Raw genomic sequence first — 17,007 nt, forward strand, 5'->3', positions numbered from 1 at the left:
ACAAAAATTAACACTAAAACCCCGTTCTAAATGAACGGGGTTATGTATAATTGGAGCCTAATATTATTTGGTATGTGTGACTTATTTGACAACACTCATAATAAAACCGTCATAACCTTTGCTACCAACCGTTTGTATAGCAGTGGACTCTAAGCTAGGATTATTTTCCAACAAATCAACGAATTCTCGTACTCCCTGAACCCGTTCATCAGTGCTTTCTACATCAACAACTAAGCCATCTCGTACGACATTATCTGCAATAATGAGCGCCCCTGGATTTGCTAATTCCAAAGCCCACTTCAAGTATTGTGGATTGTTTTGTTTATCGGCATCGATAAAAAATAAATCAAACAAGAGGCCATCTGCTTTTAATTTTGGTAATGTATCGAGAGCTTCTCCTACCAACACTTCTACTTTTTGTTCACATTGTGCATTGCGAATATTTTCTTTTGCTACTTTCGAAAAGTCAGGGTCAACTTCAAGGGTATACACTTTACCGTGCTCAGGAAGCGCGCGTGCGAACCAGATACTGCTATAACCACCGAGTGTACCAATCTCTAATACATTTTTAACTGCTTTTATTTTTGTTAATAAATATAGAAATTTCCCCTGTGCAGGTGACACATCAATTTCTGGAATATCTGCTTCTTTATTTTTTAATAACACTTGTTCAAGAGTTGAATCTGATGGCAGTAATTTATTGCCAAAGTATTCATCTACCTTATTCCATACTTCACTTCTTTCCATATGATCATCCCCATTTGCAAATTTTTCGTCCTAAAATAGTATAACGTTATTCATATTATACAGATATTAGTATAACACAAATGATATTTAATATTAAAAAGTATAACTTATATAAATTGCCATACAGTTATTTAATTAATAACAACCAAAAACAAAAAGACCACCCCTATATTAAGAGGTGGTCTTTTTCTTATTTATTCAAATTAGTATGGTCATACTATTGGTGTCCTTGCGCAAACCATTCGGCTACGTTCCACACTTTTGTTACTAAGCCCTCATAGAATTCAGGTTCATGGCTGACAAGCACGATAGTACCTTTGTATTCTTTCATAGCACGTTTCAATTCTTCTTTTGCAACTACATCTAAGTGGTTAGTTGGTTCGTCAAACAGCATCCAGTTACTTTCTTCCATCATCAGTTTACATAAGCGGACTTTCGCTTGTTCTCCACCACTTAGTTGGTTGAGCGGACGAGAGATGTGCTCGCTTTTAAGTCCTGTTTTTGCAAGCAATGCACGTACTGTTGCTTGTTCTAATGAAGGGTAAGTATTCCAAACATCATCAATCGGTGTAAGAGACCCAGCTTTTACTTCTTGTTCGAAATAAGAAGGGAAGATGAAATCGCCAAGTTCCACTTTACCGCCAAGTGCTGGTATTTTGCCTAGCATGGTTTTTAATAATGTAGACTTACCGATACCATTCATACCTACTAACGCAATTTTTTCGCCACGCTCTACCTGGAAAGTAAGAGGTGGAAGTAGGGGCTTGTCCTTATCATAACCGATCAATAAGTTTTCAGCCTCTACTACATAGCGGCTAGAGCTGCGTGATTCCTTGAAGAAGAACTCAGGTTTTGACGCAGTTTCAGGACGATCGATTCTCTCCATGCGATCCAATTGCTTTTGGCGTGATTTCGCACGGCCGGTTGTAGAAAAACGCGCTTTGTTTTTTGCGATAAATGTTTCTTGTTTTTTAATGAATTCCTGCTGTTTTTCATATGCATCAATATGTTGGCGTTTATTGATTTCTGCAAGCTCTAGGAATTTTTCATAAGTGGCAGTATAGCGTGTCAGTTTCGAGAACTCCAAATGGAAGATGACATCCACAATGCCGTTCATAAATTCTGTATCATGCGAAATTAATAAGAATGCATGTGGATAGTTTTTCAGGTAATTGCTTAGCCACGTAATATGTTCTTCATCTAAATAGTTGGTAGGCTCATCTAGAAGCAATACCTTTGGTTTTTCAAGCAACAGCTTTGCAAGCAATAATTTAGTACGTTGACCACCTGAAAGGGCAGTAACGTCACGTTCTAAGCCAATTGCATCAAGACCAAGACCGCGAGCTACTTCTTCAATCTTCATATCTAATGTATAAAAATCGCCTGCATCTAATGCATCTTGAATAGTAGCCATTTGTTCTAAAAGTTCTTCTAGCTCTTCTGGAGTTGCTTCAGCCATTTTAGCGGCAATCTCATTCATTTCTTCTTCCTTTTTGTATAGTGGAAGGAATGCATCGCGTAATGTGTCACGCATTGTTTTGCCTGGTGTTAATACTGCGTGTTGGTCTAAGTATCCGTAATGTGTGTTTGGCAGCCATTCGACACGTCCTGTATCGTGAATTAGCTCACCTGTTAGTATGCTCATTAATGTGGATTTGCCGACACCATTTGCACCGACAAGGCCTACGTGTTCACCTTCTACAAGGCGGAAAGAAACATCCTTGAAAAGGGTGCGGTCGCCAAATGTATGTCCTAGTTTATCTACTGTTAAGATCATGGTTTATAATTTCCTCCGTTTATGTTGTATATCTATTGAAATGTGGAATCAGCACAGCAAAAAACGCCCAATGCAGGCGCTTTATGCTTCATAAGATTCCAATTTTTTGTTTAGTTCTGCAAGCTGCTGCTCCATATCTGCGAGACGTTGTTCAGCTTTTTCAACCATTTGTGGATATCCTGTAGCTTCAAGCTTTTCAATGTCACCTTGTTGGCGGATATAGTCGCTTTTCAGTTCGGCTATTGTATATAATAGTTCTTCTTTTGTCGCCATATGAAAGCCCCTTTTGCATAAAGTAGTTCTTCTTTTTATTGTATCATATCGCTTGTTTTTTTGGCTTGTTCTTCTGATAAAAAGCCAGGGGAATTTGATGGATCATTTCCAAAGCTTTTAATAAAGGATTGGATATATTGGTTGTTGCGACCTACATCATGGCTCAATTGTTTGCGGATAGCATGTTCACGTCTGCCTTCATGTAAAAGAAACTCCATTACTGCATTTTGCAGGAGGGATTGCTTAATTTTCTTTCCGAGCCCCAAGTTAATAAATCCATTGGCTTCTGTCGGGAAAATATGCTGCATCTCTAGCTCGTCATAGCATACCACAATGCAGGGGATGCCCACTGTCGCTACTTTATATGGCGTGTACTTTGCTCCACAAATCACAATGTCCGCCTCACCTAATAATTCGTATAGTGCATGATCCTTGTGGATAACTTTTATGTTTTTACGACTTAAGGCCATTAGTTTTAATTCATCCACAGCATGGCTGTAGTTGGATTGGACAACGACCGATATTCTAATCGGGATTTGTAGTTGGAGCAAATGCCGTAGCACACGATAGCTTGTATTGTCTGGATCTTTTCCTTCAATAGAGACAACTATATGCGGCTTGTCCGCTGGTTCTTTTGCTTTTTTCTGAACGGCCTGCAACGATTTCGGCACTACATAAGAAGAAGGTCCAACTAAATAATGGGGGAGAAGCTTTTCACGCTTTTCCTGGTAAAGTGTTTGGAAGACGCAATCTGCGGCAGTACCACCCTCTCCAAAATCATCGAAATGAATGATAGTTGGTATGAATGCTTTCAATTCTTCTACAAATGGAACCTCTGTATTTCCACCATCATATATCACTAATTGAGGAGAGAGTTTTTTTAGCTCTGCTACTAACTCTTTCTCAGTTTGATAGCTAATGGGTTTAAAGCCTCTATTGATTAAATATTCGATTGCTTGTTGATCGTGTTTGATCAACAAGTTGGTATTTGATTTATCAAACATTGCAGCAAGCGTTGCAATTCGTTCAATTGGGTATAGGTTCATACACGAAGTTACAGCTCCAACAAAAACAGTCTTTTTCATTGATTCTTCATTATTTTGGTAGTTCATTATATCCCCATCCTTTCAGCGCTCTATTCAACTTATGGGACAGGGAGAGGTAATATGTATAGATTTCTAGTAATTGATGAACTTTTTGAAGAGTGCTAGCTTACGAATTTATTTGTTTAAATGTTGATCATATCCACTTCTAAATAAAAAATGACAAAGAGCGACTTATTCAGCCAAAAGACTGAATTGTTCGCTTTATAGGCATACTACCTTATACTAGGCTGTCGTATTTGTTACAATACCTATAGGAATTTTGAATTGGAGGTAACAACAAATGAAGATTTTGCTTGTCGACGGCACGCTTCTTGGCCGCAAAACAGGTGCCATTTTAGAGCAAGTGGAACAATATATCAAAGAATTGGATGAAGGGCTAGAAGTATCTCAGCTACATCTGGCAGACTTTGAACATCAATTTGTGGATGGACGTCCATTTGATCAATATAATGATGATATGAAAAAACTCGTAAAAACCATTGAGGAAGCAGATGGCTACATTCTGGCTACGCCTATTTTCCAAGGATCTATCCCAGGTGTCTTAAAGAATACATTTGATTTCTTACATCCAAAAGCATTGCGCTATAAACCAGTTTCTATCGTGGCGAACGGTGGGACTTATCAACACCACCTAGTTGTAGAAAACCAACTAAAACCTATTCTTGATTATTTCCGTGCGTTAGTGACACCGAATTACGTATATACACACGGAGATCATTTTGACTCAGAAAACAAAATTATCGATGAGAATGTACACGAACGCCTTCGCGAAATGGCACGTGTTTTCGTCAAATACTGCGAGCTAAGCAAAGATTTACCGAAAGAAACAATTGACCAGCACTAATAAAAAAATCCTTGGCCACTAGGGCCAAGGATTTTTATTTTAATCGAGTTTTAACCCTTTTAATGCCTCTGCTAAAGCATTATTCACAGGTTCATCCTCTTTTTGGTTTTTCAAATATTTTTGGACTGTCCGTTTATCCACTTTTCCTTTGGATTCTTTTTCACGTCTTTGTTTAAAAGTGGATAGTTTTTCACGATATCCACATTTACATGTGAATATCTGTCCTTCACCTTCACCACGTAATTCTAACTTCTTATGACATTGTGGACAACGTGCGTTAGTTACGCGCGCTACATTTTTACGATGTCCACATTCGCGATCTTGGCATACGAGCATTTTACCTTTTTTACCGTTCACTTCAAGCATTGGCTTTCCACAGTCTGGACAAGACTTTGTGGATATATTATCATGCTTGAATTTTTTGTTGCTGCTTTTAATTTCTGAAACGATTTCTTTTGTATGTTGCTTCATTTCATTGATAAATACATCTTTTTTCAGCTTGCCTTTTGCGATGAGCTCTAGTTTTTGCTCCCATTCCGCAGTTGTTTCAGGTGATTTCAATTCTTCGGGTACTAAATCAAGAAGCTGGCGGCCTTTACCTGTGATGTGGATATCTTTTCCGCGTTTTTCGATTAAGAAAGAATTGAATAATTTATCGATAATATCTGCACGTGTAGCTACTGTACCAAGTCCGCCAGTTGTTTTAAGCGTATCTGCGAGCTTTTTGTCATGTGTGTTTAGATATTTCGTTGGATTTTCCATAGCTGAAAGTAATGTCGCCTCAGTAAAACGTGCGGGTGGTTTTGTTTGGCCAGACGTTTGAGAGATTAATTTCACTTGCAGCGTTTCGCCTTTTTCAATGCGTGGCAGGAGTTGTTCTTTAATATCTTCATGAGTCTCATCTTCATCAAAACGGTTTTCATATACTTCTTTCCAACCACTTGAAAGTATAGTTTTCCCTTTGGCAATAAAGTTTTCGTCCTTAATTTTCGCGCGCAATGTTAGCTGTTCATATTCATGGGCTGGAGATAGAACTGCTAGGAATCGTTTGATGACCAAATCATAGATTTTGCGTTCTTTGTCATTCATCGCAGAACGATTAACGTAAGCTTCAGTCGGAATGATTGCATGGTGGTCCGACACTTTTTGATTATCAACAAATGCTTTCGTTGCCTTAATTGGTTTGGTTAAAATCCTATTGGCAATTGTACGATACTCACCAATGCCACAAGCCTTTAGACGTTCAGGCAAAGTAGCAACAATGTCTGTTGAAATATAGCGTGAATCTGTACGAGGATATGTTAACACTTTGTGCTGTTCGTATAGTTTTTGCATGATATTTAATGTTTCTTTTGCGGAATAGCCAAACATTTTATTGGCATCACGTTGAAGCTCTGTTAAATCGTATAACCCAGGGGAGAATGTCTTTTTCGCTTTCTTCTCTACCTCTACAACCGTTGCACTTTGGCTGCCCAGTTTATTCACAATGGCATCTACTTTTTCTTTATTAAAGCTGCGAGAATTGCCTTTTTCGTCTTGCCAAGTCAGTTTTAAGTTATTGGCTGTGCGTGCTTCAATACCGAAATATGTTTGCGGCTTGAAGTTTTTGATCTCATCTTCTCGTGCAGCAACCATTGCTACTACTGGTGTTTGTACACGACCACAATTAAGCTGTGCATTAAATCTGGTCGTCAAGGCACGGCTTGCGTTCAGGCCAATATACCAATCGGCCTCAGATCGGGCAACTGCTGCATGATATAAATGTTCGTAGGCTTTACCGGGTTTTAAATTTTGGAAGCCATCTTTGATTGCTTTATCTGTAACAGAAGAAATCCATAATCGTTTGATCGGCTTACGCACATGTGCTTTTTCAATAATCCAACGTGCGACCAATTCGCCTTCGCGTCCGGCATCTGTTGCGATGATAATTTCATTGACATCATTGCGGTTTAGCTGTGTTTTGACCGTGTTGAATTGCTTACCGGATTGTTTGATGACAGTCAATTTTAGTCGGTCGGGCAGCATTGGTAAATCTTCTAAATTCCACGTTTTATATTTTTTATCGTAAGTTTCTGGATCGGCTAATGTCACAAGATGCCCTAATGCCCATGTGACAATATATCGGTCGCCTTCCAAAAAGCCATTTCCTTTTTTATTGCACTTCAATACATCCGCAATATCTCTTGCGACAGAAGGCTTTTCTGCTAATACTAAGCTTTTTGCCATACTATTCTTCTCCTTTAAACTTGTGTATGGTTACTATAACATAGTTCCAGGATTTGAAATATGGATGAGAACTATTGGTAACTGGAGTTCATTAAATTTGTTCTTAAAAGGAAGGGGGATGAGTGTATGTCTCCTAAAGAATATTCAGATGAAACCTGAAGATATGCTTTGACAGAAGGAGCAAATAAAGAAACGGAAATCAAGAATGTCTATTCCAGAATCTTTGCGACAATTGATAGTATTAGTTCTAATGTAGATGAAAAAAATTAATGAAGTATAGTTTTTAAGAGGAAATAGTTAAGAATAAATGTGAGGAAACATTAAAGGATAGATAAGCCTTGGTGAAATTTCATTCAATTTCTCTTATAAGCAATGCCTTTAGGTGTTGCTTTTTTATAATGTTTAATAAATCATTAGGTAACGTTTATCCCACCAACATCATACGTTTTTATCAAACGACGTTACTTAAAAGAATTTTTTCTTTACCTGCATTCTAAATAATGCCATCTTACCTCTTTCATGCTATATACAAATTTACATTTCTTTTATTTATCTTAAAAATAGTAAATACATAGAATATTATTTGAGAATAATCCTGTTGTACGTTCGTTGTACTTTATGAAAAAGCTTTTTCCATCACATAAGGAGCGGAAATTATGAAAAGTTCATCGTCAAACTTTATCATCAGACTAAAAAAACAGAAAGAAGATGCACTCGATTATATTTTAGAGGTATATATGCCCCTTGTGAAAACAATTGCCTCTAAGATTTTGCACAATATGAGACAACTGGATATCGATGAATGTGTCAATGATGTTTTTTTAACTGTATGGCAAAATGCGCATCAGTTTCAGGGTGATCCACAAGATTTTAAAAAATGGATAGGCATGATAACAAAGTACAAAGCAATTGATCGTTACCGCCAGGCTGAAAAACAACTAGCACTTGAACAATCAGATGATCCACTTGAACAGACTGCAAGCCATTTACAGACAGATTTATCTGTATTAAAAAAAGAAGTGAAAAATGAGCTACTGCTTGCGCTAAGCAAATTAAGTGAAATGGATCGTGACATTTTCATTATGAAATATTACTTAGAGCTTACGAATAATGAAATCGGCGATAATCTTGGTCTTTCGAAGGCAGCGGTGGATAATCGCTTGTATCGAGGTAAGAAAGTATTAGCCACAAACACAAAATTAAAGGAGCTCTTTGTATGAGTAAAAAAGAATGGATGGACATAGATATAGATAACCTTGACCTGTTAGAGGTATCAAATGTCGAAAAAGCGCGCGTCAAACAACATGTATTAAAGAAACGTAAAAAATCAAAGACTTGGCGTAATATTGTCATCGCAGCTGTCATTATGGTTAGCGTTACTGGTGCAACTGGATTTGCATTTCCAACTATTGCAGCCCAAATCCCGTTTATGAATCATGTGATTAGCTATTTCAGCAATGAAGAACAACAGGTGTATAAAAACTTTGATACCTTCTCAACAGAGATGGGGCTTGCCAAGACAAGCAATGGAATTACGGTCATGATTGACAAAGCAGTATATGACGGCACGAATATAACTGTATCCTACGCACTAGAGACTAAGCATGACCTTGGGGATGAGAGGGAAATAACTGCACGTAATTGGTTCCGTGTCGAAGGTGCAGATGGAGGCACTTTTTCTGAAGATGTTAGGAAAATTAGTAATACACGTTATGTATGCATTGCCACATTTACCCCAGACTTTAAAGATAATAGAAAGCCAAATGAAGTCCAAGTTACTTGGAAACCTGAAGCTTTTTATAGTTTTTCTAAGGATCGAGAGTTTAAAGGTGATTGGACTTTTAACTTTTCATTAAATCGCATAGAGGGAGATAAGCTGCTTGTGAATAAAACAGTAAAAAATAAGAACATAGATGTTACATTGAGTTCAATTGTATTTACAGATGTCTCGACCATCATAGCCTATGATCAGATAGTGACAGACGAATTCCTGAAAAAATGGCCAAGTGTAACACCTATGTTTCGAGTAACAGATGACCTGGGGCATGTATATTTGGAGGGCTCTGGCGGTGGTGGAGTTACGAACGATAATGGAAAGACTTTCAAAGGGAGTACCACATTTCAATCAATCCAAAAAGATGCCAACAAATTAATTATTCAACCAATCGCGATTGCGAGTCTTATGTATGGGAACGGCCATAAAAAGATTGAACTGGAACCGATTATTGTAGATTTAAAGAGGTAAAATGGCTTCCTAAATTTTGTTGTACTTTTTGTAATATTGCAGATTGAAGACAAAATGAGGTGGGAATAAAATGAGATTAAAGAGGACGCTTCCTAAAAGGTATTTATTTTTGCGCCTATATATATTGCAAATAGTTATTATAATTTGTTTTACTTCTGGGAAATACAAAGTCATACATTCAATCAATTAGAAGACTTTGGACGATAAAAAGCCAATCGTTTTACTCCATAAAATTTTTTTTACAGGATAATTCCTCCTGTAAAGAGGAAGCCCTTTTGAGGGCTTCTTTTTCTTATAAATGTGTTTGAGGTTAAAGGGTACCTGTCTTAAGGGAAGTGCTAATGGTAGAAGAGTTTTACTTATCTTTCCCCATATACTCTTTAATTTTACGTTCTTCCCACTCTGCACCAAATCTTCCAGAAGAAAATGTTGTTATGCCGTGTATAGCAACCCCAATACCCCAACCTCCAAGCGGATATAAAAACCATAAATGACTTGAATCAGTGATGATGTTTATGAAGAAAAGCATAAGATTAACTAGAATATAAACCGTTAAATGAATGTAAAATGATTTTAAGTTTTCAACCCGCTTTTTAGCCCGCAAATAAATTTCATCATGCTCCACCTTAAAACACCTCCTTAAAATTATTTTCAATTTTTAATTAATTTTACCATACATCTAAATGGTGTTTTGAAGTTATTCACATTATCTTATGTACCGTGATATCCACGTATTATCCTAGAATCAAACTGTAGTGGCGATAGTCGGAGAAGTATAGGCAAATTGATAACTAGGGTGATAGCAAGAAGGAGTCTAATAACTAATGTAGAAATAGTTATAGAGCAGGGGAAGCCGTTTTTAAAATAAATTAATGTTAAATTAGCTAAAACGGAGGTAGGCAAATGATAATAGAAACAAAGCGATTACTCTTAAAACCATATGAACAAGAATTTGCAGATGCTATCTATTCAGTAGTGTCACAGGCGGAAATTGCTGACACAATGATTACCATTCCACATCCGTACCCAAAAGCACTTGTAAATAAGTGGATTGCCTACTTACAACTTAGTGCAAAACAAGGAACAGCTTTTGAATTTGCAGTTTTTTTAAAAGAAGACCCAGAGAAATACATAGGGAATTGCGGGTTGGTCAGTATTTCGAGTAGTCATCAAAAAGCGGAAATTGCCTACTTTGTTGATAAAAATGAGTGGGGTAAAGGTTATGCGACAGAAGTTGCTTCTTTTATGCTCAGTTATGGTTTTGAAGTACTGGGCTTAGAGAGAATATATGGACACTGTATGTCTAGAAATCCTGCTTCTCGGAAGGTGATGGAAAAGGTGGGACTTCAATTCGAAGGAACATTAAGACATGATATTAAAAAAGGTGAAGACTTTGAGGATTTGGATCTATTAGGTATGACAAGGTTTGATTATGAAAAATTAAATGCCAAGGATCATATACACTAGATTCGGATAACTTGGCTAATTTGAAAGAAGAATCTTATTTTTGAAGAATAACATTTTAGAAAATATACATACCTTAAAACAAATGCATGCAGATGGACTTTTAGGCGGGGAAGTGATGCCTGAGGATGTGTTGATTAATGTAGTGAAAGAAGATGAACTACTAGATGTTTTAACTATGGCAATGGCTTTAAACTATCAAAGAAATTCTTATTCGTTGTGGGAATCTGTTGTTAAAGCGTATCAAGATCCTAAAACGAGCTGGATATTTAATCCGATTGTTGTCGCCACAAAAGATATTCATGAGCTTCGTGAAGCATTGCTATTACATCGTGTGGGCTTACAGCCAAACCGCCATCCTGATATTTGGCAACGTGTTGCAAAAGGTATAGTTCATTCATCGGAACAAGGAAACGTCCAAGGGCTAATTGAGTCAGTAGAATTTGACAATTTACTATTAAAAGAAATCATGCAAGGCTCCAGGAAAACAGAATTCCCATACCTTTCTGGACCGAAAATATTTAATTATTGGTTATATGTTTTAGAGTGTTATGCAAAAGTATCCTGGAAGTCACGAGAACTAATCTCTATTGCACCAGATACTCATATTCTAAAAGCCACTGTGAAATTAGGATTATGTACAGAAGAAGTGTTGAATGGAAGTGGAGATGACCGAATAGCTGTGGCAAATGCTTGGATCAAAGCCCTTGCTGGAAGTGGATTAGCTCCTATTGATGTGCATACACCTTTATGGTTATGGAGCCGAGCGGGATTTCCTCTGCTTACTGCAACTTAAATGTGTTAAGAGAGGGGGGAGAACGATGCTCATATTTGCAGATATTTTAATGGTAATAGCAACACTATTAATCTTTTTAAGTGCAGCTTTTTATTTACGATATCTCGAAAAGGTTCGAAAGCAAAAAGGACTTACAACCTTTGAAAGGACCCTATACATATTGATACAGATTGCATATATTCTATTTGCAATTAGCTTGTTGATTAGAGTTTTTAGTTAATTGCTAAGGAATAAAGCTTTTCAAAGCACACCGGTACCAAAATTACTTCCTACTCAATTAGTTCAGATAATTTTTATTATGTGAAAAACTAGCCATTAACGGCATAGGGGGATTTTTTTGTCAAAAGGATTACTTCACCATATAGAGATATACGTTTCGGATTTAAAAAGAACCTCTGTTTTGTGGGGGTGGTTCCTTGGTGAGCTGGGATATAGCACGGTTCAAAAATGGGATGGGGGACAGAGTTGGAAACTAGGGGATACCTACCTTGTTTTTGTACAAACAGAAAAAAGATTCTTAGGGGATCCATATCATAGATGCCATGTGGGATTAAATCATTTAGCATTTCACGCGGAATCAAGGCAACAAGTTGATGAAATGACCGAAAAGTTGAAAGGCAGAGAAGTTACTTTACTATATACTGATCGGCATCCATTTGCTGGGGGTGAAAATCACTACGCTGTTTATTTTGAAGATCCGGACAGAATCAAGGTAGAACTGGTAGCTCCTTAGGAAGCTATATTTCCTTTTTATCAATATACGATGCCTTCCAAAGGGTAAAATGCATTGTCATTGAGGAATCTTTGAAGATACTAAAATTATATTTCAGTAGTCAAGTTAAAACTGAAATTCTACTCACCAATTGATTTATTTTAACTGAATTTTTAAATATGATAGGGGGCGAAGCTATGGTATTACGTTATTACAAATGGGGTAATCAAGACAATCCTGCACTTGTTTTCTTGCATGGACTGGGCTCCTCTGGCTTAAGTTTTGCGGAGCTAGCGAAACTTTTGCAGAATGATTTTTACGTTGTTGCTTTTGATTTACCAGGACATGGTGGAGAAGTTTCCATGGATAATGAGGAAGAGTATTTTCCAACAAGGATGGCTGAACGTCTATGTAATTACATCAACTCCTTGGGTTTAACCCATGTCTATCTTGTTGGCCACTCATGGGGAGCCCACCTTGCACTTTATATGGCTGAATTGTATTCGGGGAAAATCAAAGGACTGGTGTTATTGGATGGCGGTTACTTCCAGCAAGACCCGGCTGGTGTTTCACTTGATCAGCAGCTTATAGATGTAGGAGCTTTCATTGATAGTGCTCGCTTCGCTTCCTGGAATGAATTTCTCGACGCTGAAAGGGCTAACTCTTCACGATGGTCGAAGGAGATTGAGGATGGGTGTATTGCACAAGCTGCTGAAGTTGACGGTGAAATTAGGCTAGCCATATCTCCGTTTACAGCCAAAGCAGTGATGAAAGGAATGCATTTAGAACCAACAGCAGCTATTTTTCCAAAGGTCCAGTCACCAGTACTATTACTGCGTAGTACGATGCCCAAGGAAATAGAAGAAGAACGACATGAGGCAATTGAATATTTGATGAATGAAATTCCCCATGCAGAAGTTCAGGCTATTCCTAATACGAGTCACGAGATATATCGAGATGCACCCGAAATAATTGTTAGCAAATTAAAAGAGTGGTTCTATAGACAAACAAAATCCTGTGCCAATACCTAAACGAATACATATCATTGGTTCCATCGGAAGTGGCAAAACTACCTTGGCCAAGAAGCTATCTGATCAATTAAGCATTCCCTATTTTGAATGGGATAATGTTGTTTGGAAAAGGTTTGACACTGGAGATATTAAACGAAGCAAACAAGAGAGAGACGAATATTTAAGTAAAATAATTGCTACTGACAATTGGATTATTGAAGGGGCCCATCATAAATGGGTATCTTCCTGCTTTCAAAATGCTGATCTAATTTTATTTCTAGACATTAGCCTCCCAATAAGAAGATATAGAATAATCAAAAGGTACTTTAAACAAAAAATAGGCATTGAAAAATCAAATTATAAACCATCTTTAAAAGTATTAAAGGATTTATATAACTACAATACTGTCTTTGACTATAAAAGTAAGCCGGAAATACTTGCTTTGCTTATCCCTTATAAAAATAAGTTAATAACCTTAAAAAGTAATGCTGAAATTTTAAGACACTTCCATTGAAGGTAAGAGAATATAAAATTGTAATTTTCTTTAGTGAAGGGAGAAGAGCTAATGGCAATCTTTGTAGGGATACTAATTACAATCGTAGGGGCTTATGTAGCTTTTTTGCTTAGTACAGGTAAGTCTAAAAAGAGAAAATATATAGTTTGGGGAATTATTCTAATGCTACTCATTTCACCATCCATCTCTTTTGCAATGGGCTTAAGTTTTGCAGTAATCACTAAAAGCGGATGGTCAGCATTAGTGATGCTTTATATATTTCCCATTATTTTTCTAGTTGGTCTTATCCTGTTTTTTGTAGGTTTGTTTGAAAAAAAGGCAATCCATTAAACATTAAAGTCATTATGAAAGGGTGCAATATCATGTTAATTAAACCAAAAAAACTGCAAGTGGGAGATCGAATAGCAACAGTAAGCCCTTCTTGGGGAGGTGCGGGTGAACCAGACCTTAGATGGCGATATGAACAAGGTGTAAAAAGATTAGAAGACATCTTTGGTTTGGAAGTTGTGCCAATGCCAAATAGTTTAAAAGGCGAAGACTATCTTTATAATAATCCGCAAGCTCGTGCGGAAGACTTGATGACGGCATTCAAGGATAAGGATATCAAAGGGATCATTGCAAATATTGGCGGTGATGATAGTATCCGCTTGTTACCCTATATCGATTTCGACGTTATTCGTGAGAATCCGAAAATATTTATGGGTTACTCCGATGTAACCATTTCACATTTATTCTGCCATAAAGCTGGGCTTTCCTCTTTTTATGGTCCAGCCATTCTAACCGATTTTGCAGAAAATGTGGAGATGGATTCATATACAATTGAATCGGTGAATCGAACGCTCTTTTCAAATGAAGTAATTGGTGAAATACTTCCGGCGAATGAATGGACGAGTGAATATGTAGAGTGGGCAGAAGGAAATAAAACACGCCGGCGAGTCATGCAGAAAAATGCAGGAGTTGAAGTTCTTCAAGGTTCTGGAATAGCGCAAGGACGTTTGATAGGAGGCTGCATTGAAGTACTTGAATTTGTAAAAGGGACAGAACTCTGGCCAGAAGAAAAGTATTGGGAGAATAGCATCCTTTTCTTTGAAACCTCTGAAGAAAAGCCAGCGCCGGATCTTATTAAATATTGGTTGCGCAACTATGCTGCCCAAGGCATTTTACAAAAGAGTAAAGGAATTATCTTTGGGAAACCTCAAGATGAAAAATATTACGATGAATATAAAGAGGCTATTCAATTAGCTATGAAGGAATTTAATCTAGAAGATTTGCCGATTCTCTATAATTTAAATTTTGGTCATACGGAACCAAAGTTTATTTTGCCATATGGTGCATTGGCAGAGATAAATTGCGATAAAGGAACCTTTACCATTTTGGAAAGTGGTGTAGAATAATTTAGGAAGCATGCATTGAGATTTCGAATGCATGCCTTTTGATATTTTTTTGCTAGTTTTTAGTATTTTCTTTTGAACAGTTTTGGATATTCAATTACCAACCCATCTTTACCAACCTGAATAGTAGATTGAAATGAAGAGCTTCTATAATCAAACATTTGATAGTCTTTTTCTTCCTTGATTAGAGTATATACTTGTTCAACTTTTTTAAGAGTCAATTCTGGAACCTTGATATAAACCATTAGGAAACTCTGAGGTTTATTTAAGCGCCAATCCACTCTATTTATTGGTAATGAATTTGTAAACGGTGTACAAGATATATCAATATCAATTGCTCCAGAGAGTTCAGGGATTTCGTTCCCATGTTCGTCAAACCATTGATGATTTTGATTACTTTCAAGATAAAGAGATTTACCAAGGTTTAATAAATCGATCTTCACATTTTTTGTAAACCAATTAGTTAATTCAATTTTATATTCTATTTTTAAGGGAGTATCATTTTCAATTGATATAATTGAACTTTTTGCTATGGAAGTATCTTCTAATGACTTCACCTCTAAGAATTCAGAACCAGTAGATTTTTTATTTTCCCAAACTGCGATTTGTTTCATTATATCCATCCTCCTCATTTGAATGTCCATGGGTTTACAATGATATTTTTCCGCTCCTTATGTACGCGAAGAGATCGACCCCGCTCTGAAAGCTAACAGTCTATTTATTCCTTTTATCTTGCTCTAATAGTTTAATTATTCTATCTAGTTTTTGCTCCACTTTTATATTGTTTTCCGCTATTATTTTTTATATCCTAATACCTTATTTTGTAATTCTAAATAAGGCATCGAACCTGTTATAAATAATGTTTTTCAAGCTTGATTCCCTTTAATATAGGTTTTTATTGCTGGAGGGGTATATGAATGAAACTTTTCAATTAGTTTTGCTGGAGATGTATCATTCAAAAGCATTGATAAGTATTTTTCTTGAAGAAACTGTTGTTCATTCATGTGGTTAAAGAAATTAATTAATTGATCATAATAATGATCTATATTTAATATCCCGCAAGGTTTTTGGTGTAGACCTAACTGTCCCCATGTAAATACCTCAAAAAATTCTTCCATCGTTCCCGGGCCTCCAGGTAATGCGATGAATCCATCTGCTAAATCTGACATTTTTGTTTTTCTTTCATGCATGGAATCTACCACAATCAATTCTGTTAAATGTTTATGAGAAATCTCTCTTTCTTCTAGCATTTTGGGAATAACACCAATAACCTGGCCGCCTGCTTCTAATACTGTATCTGCCACTGTACCCATAATACCTACACTAGCTCCGCCGTATACGAGTGTAATATTTTGTTCAGCTAATTCTTTTCCTAAAGCAATGGCTCCTTCTTTGTAAGTAGGTAAAGCACCCATACTAGAACCGCAAAATACTGCTACACTTTTCATAAGTTCCCTCAATTCTGCAAGTTTTTATTATACAATTGTAATTATAGGGAATATTTGAGATTGAACCAAGGGGGATTATAGTATGGATGTGAATGAATTTCAGCAATGGATTAACGATTATTATGAAGAGCGAGGATGGTCACAATTAGATATATTCATCCGTATTGGATTCTTAGCGGAGGAAACGGGAGAGGTTGCCCGAGCAATCAGAGCTCTTGAAATTGGACGCGATCGACCAGATGAAACTGAAAATACATATATTGAAAAGAAGCAGGAGCTTGTAAGTGAATTAGGTGATGTATTGGGAAATATCACTGATATAGCGAATAAATATGATATTAAGCTAGAAGATATCTTTAAAGTGCATCAGGCAAAGTTAGATGACAGGTATAGGGTCAAAAAGTAAACGAGTAATAGTGATCTAAAGAGCCTTGCTACGTATGGATTGTAGCAA

The 17,007-nt window shown here is 36.8% G+C and carries 19 protein-coding genes; 11 read left to right on the forward strand and 8 right to left on the reverse strand.

From position 1 onward, the window contains the following. Positions 1–81 precede the first annotated feature (81 nt). The 4 genes from F0527_RS00390 to F0527_RS00405 form a co-directional block, all read right to left on the reverse strand. Entirely contained in the window at positions 82–747 is a 666-nt protein-coding gene (locus tag F0527_RS00390) for an O-methyltransferase (RefSeq protein WP_150283382.1), read from the reverse strand. Positions 748–964: 217 nt separating this feature from the next. After that, on the reverse strand, positions 965–2,524 hold the full coding sequence (gene abc-f / locus F0527_RS00395; protein ID WP_150283383.1) for a ribosomal protection-like ABC-F family protein: 1,560 nt from the start codon (positions 2,522–2,524) through the stop codon (positions 965–967). Positions 2,525–2,605: 81 nt separating this feature from the next. Then, positions 2,606–2,797: an SE1832 family protein gene (locus F0527_RS00400; protein ID WP_066791567.1), complete on the reverse strand. Its 192-nt coding sequence runs from the start codon at positions 2,795–2,797 to the stop codon at positions 2,606–2,608. Between the two features lie 35 nt (positions 2,798–2,832). After that, positions 2,833–3,909: a PseG/SpsG family protein gene (locus F0527_RS00405; protein ID WP_066791569.1), complete on the reverse strand. Its 1,077-nt coding sequence runs from the start codon at positions 3,907–3,909 to the stop codon at positions 2,833–2,835. Positions 3,910–4,183: 274 nt separating this feature from the next. On the opposite strand from F0527_RS00405, the gene F0527_RS00410 reads away from it, so the two are divergent. Next, the gene (locus tag F0527_RS00410; RefSeq protein ID WP_066791571.1) at positions 4,184–4,747 is read left to right on the forward strand and encodes an NADPH-dependent FMN reductase; all 564 of its coding nucleotides are present in this window, start codon (positions 4,184–4,186) and stop codon (positions 4,745–4,747) included. A gap of 39 nt (positions 4,748–4,786) precedes the next feature. Here the strand turns inward: F0527_RS00410 and F0527_RS00415 are convergent, their stop codons facing one another. Continuing rightward, a complete protein-coding gene (locus F0527_RS00415) occupies positions 4,787–6,973 on the reverse strand; it encodes a DNA topoisomerase III (RefSeq protein WP_150283384.1) in 2,187 nt (728 codons plus the stop codon). 656 nt (positions 6,974–7,629) lie between these two features. On the opposite strand from F0527_RS00415, the gene F0527_RS00420 reads away from it, so the two are divergent. Both F0527_RS00420 and F0527_RS00425 read left to right on the forward strand, forming a co-directional pair. After that, a complete protein-coding gene (locus F0527_RS00420; protein WP_150283385.1) occupies positions 7,630–8,193 on the forward strand; it encodes a sigma-70 family RNA polymerase sigma factor in 564 nt (187 codons plus the stop codon). Further along, a complete protein-coding gene (locus F0527_RS00425) occupies positions 8,190–9,218 on the forward strand; it encodes a DUF4179 domain-containing protein (protein WP_150283386.1) in 1,029 nt (342 codons plus the stop codon). The genes F0527_RS00420 and F0527_RS00425 overlap by 4 nt, the downstream gene beginning before the upstream one ends. 355 nt (positions 9,219–9,573) lie before the next feature. On the opposite strand, the gene F0527_RS00430 is transcribed toward F0527_RS00425, so the two are convergent. Next, positions 9,574–9,843, reverse strand: coding sequence for a 2TM domain-containing protein (locus F0527_RS00430; RefSeq protein ID WP_150283387.1), 270 nt, complete (start codon positions 9,841–9,843; stop codon positions 9,574–9,576). A 278-nt stretch (positions 9,844–10,121) separates the two neighbouring features. Here F0527_RS00430 and F0527_RS00435 point away from each other — a divergent pair, with 278 nt between their 5' ends. From F0527_RS00435 to F0527_RS00470, 7 genes are all read left to right on the forward strand, one after another. Next, a complete protein-coding gene (locus tag F0527_RS00435; protein WP_150283388.1) occupies positions 10,122–10,685 on the forward strand; it encodes a GNAT family N-acetyltransferase in 564 nt (187 codons plus the stop codon). A 40-nt stretch (positions 10,686–10,725) separates the two neighbouring features. Beyond that, entirely contained in the window at positions 10,726–11,478 is a 753-nt protein-coding gene (locus F0527_RS00440; protein ID WP_223823495.1) for a hypothetical protein, read from the forward strand. Between the two features lie 337 nt (positions 11,479–11,815). Further along, the gene (locus tag F0527_RS00450; protein WP_150283390.1) at positions 11,816–12,211 is read left to right on the forward strand and encodes a VOC family protein; all 396 of its coding nucleotides are present in this window, start codon (positions 11,816–11,818) and stop codon (positions 12,209–12,211) included. A 176-nt stretch (positions 12,212–12,387) separates the two neighbouring features. Continuing rightward, the gene (locus F0527_RS00455; protein WP_190323346.1) at positions 12,388–13,221 is read left to right on the forward strand and encodes an alpha/beta fold hydrolase; all 834 of its coding nucleotides are present in this window, start codon (positions 12,388–12,390) and stop codon (positions 13,219–13,221) included. 43 nt (positions 13,222–13,264) lie between these two features. Next, complete coding sequence (locus F0527_RS00460) at positions 13,265–13,714, forward strand: P-loop NTPase family protein (protein WP_223823496.1); 450 nt, start codon at positions 13,265–13,267, stop codon at positions 13,712–13,714. 51 nt (positions 13,715–13,765) lie between these two features. Then, complete coding sequence (locus F0527_RS00465) at positions 13,766–14,044, forward strand: hypothetical protein (protein WP_150283393.1); 279 nt, start codon at positions 13,766–13,768, stop codon at positions 14,042–14,044. A gap of 32 nt (positions 14,045–14,076) precedes the next feature. Beyond that, complete coding sequence (locus tag F0527_RS00470) at positions 14,077–15,108, forward strand: S66 family peptidase (protein WP_150283394.1); 1,032 nt, start codon at positions 14,077–14,079, stop codon at positions 15,106–15,108. A gap of 59 nt (positions 15,109–15,167) precedes the next feature. On the opposite strand, the gene F0527_RS00475 is transcribed toward F0527_RS00470, so the two are convergent. Both F0527_RS00475 and F0527_RS00480 read right to left on the reverse strand, forming a co-directional pair. Next, positions 15,168–15,719 (reverse strand): putative glycolipid-binding domain-containing protein, encoded by a 552-nt coding sequence (locus F0527_RS00475; RefSeq protein WP_190323347.1) that lies wholly within the window; start codon positions 15,717–15,719, stop codon positions 15,168–15,170. Between the two features lie 252 nt (positions 15,720–15,971). After that, the gene (locus F0527_RS00480) at positions 15,972–16,553 is read right to left on the reverse strand and encodes an LOG family protein (protein WP_150283396.1); all 582 of its coding nucleotides are present in this window, start codon (positions 16,551–16,553) and stop codon (positions 15,972–15,974) included. A gap of 82 nt (positions 16,554–16,635) precedes the next feature. On the opposite strand from F0527_RS00480, the gene F0527_RS00485 reads away from it, so the two are divergent. Beyond that, a complete protein-coding gene (locus F0527_RS00485) occupies positions 16,636–16,959 on the forward strand; it encodes a MazG nucleotide pyrophosphohydrolase domain-containing protein (protein WP_150283397.1) in 324 nt (107 codons plus the stop codon). Positions 16,960–17,007 lie beyond the last annotated feature (48 nt).

The sequence above is a fragment of the Rummeliibacillus sp. TYF-LIM-RU47 genome, assembly GCF_008638315.1.
Taxonomy (GTDB): domain Bacteria; phylum Bacillota; class Bacilli; order Bacillales_A; family Planococcaceae; genus Rummeliibacillus; species Rummeliibacillus stabekisii.

Bases quoted from the DNA above. Each gene is read 5' to 3' on its own strand.
- F0527_RS00390 (WP_150283382.1), bottom strand. From the start codon at position 747: ATGGAAAGAAGTGAAGTATGGAATAAGGTAGATGAATACTTTGGCAAT.
- abc-f (WP_150283383.1), bottom strand. From the start codon at position 2,524: ATGATCTTAACAGTAGATAAACTAGGACATACATTTGGCGACCGCACC.
- F0527_RS00400 (WP_066791567.1), bottom strand. From the start codon at position 2,797: ATGGCGACAAAAGAAGAACTATTATATACAATAGCCGAACTGAAAAGC.
- F0527_RS00405 (WP_066791569.1), bottom strand. From the start codon at position 3,909: ATGAACTACCAAAATAATGAAGAATCAATGAAAAAGACTGTTTTTGTT.
- F0527_RS00410 (WP_066791571.1), top strand. From the start codon at position 4,184: ATGAAGATTTTGCTTGTCGACGGCACGCTTCTTGGCCGCAAAACAGGT.
- F0527_RS00415 (WP_150283384.1), bottom strand. From the start codon at position 6,973: ATGGCAAAAAGCTTAGTATTAGCAGAAAAGCCTTCTGTCGCAAGAGAT.
- F0527_RS00420 (WP_150283385.1), top strand. From the start codon at position 7,630: ATGAAAAGTTCATCGTCAAACTTTATCATCAGACTAAAAAAACAGAAA.
- F0527_RS00425 (WP_150283386.1), top strand. From the start codon at position 8,190: ATGAGTAAAAAAGAATGGATGGACATAGATATAGATAACCTTGACCTG.
- F0527_RS00435 (WP_150283388.1), top strand. From the start codon at position 10,122: ATGATAATAGAAACAAAGCGATTACTCTTAAAACCATATGAACAAGAA.
- F0527_RS00455 (WP_190323346.1), top strand. From the start codon at position 12,388: ATGGTATTACGTTATTACAAATGGGGTAATCAAGACAATCCTGCACTT.
- F0527_RS00465 (WP_150283393.1), top strand. From the start codon at position 13,766: ATGGCAATCTTTGTAGGGATACTAATTACAATCGTAGGGGCTTATGTA.
- F0527_RS00470 (WP_150283394.1), top strand. From the start codon at position 14,077: ATGTTAATTAAACCAAAAAAACTGCAAGTGGGAGATCGAATAGCAACA.
- F0527_RS00475 (WP_190323347.1), bottom strand. From the start codon at position 15,719: ATGAAACAAATCGCAGTTTGGGAAAATAAAAAATCTACTGGTTCTGAA.
- F0527_RS00480 (WP_150283396.1), bottom strand. From the start codon at position 16,553: ATGAAAAGTGTAGCAGTATTTTGCGGTTCTAGTATGGGTGCTTTACCT.
- F0527_RS00485 (WP_150283397.1), top strand. From the start codon at position 16,636: ATGGATGTGAATGAATTTCAGCAATGGATTAACGATTATTATGAAGAG.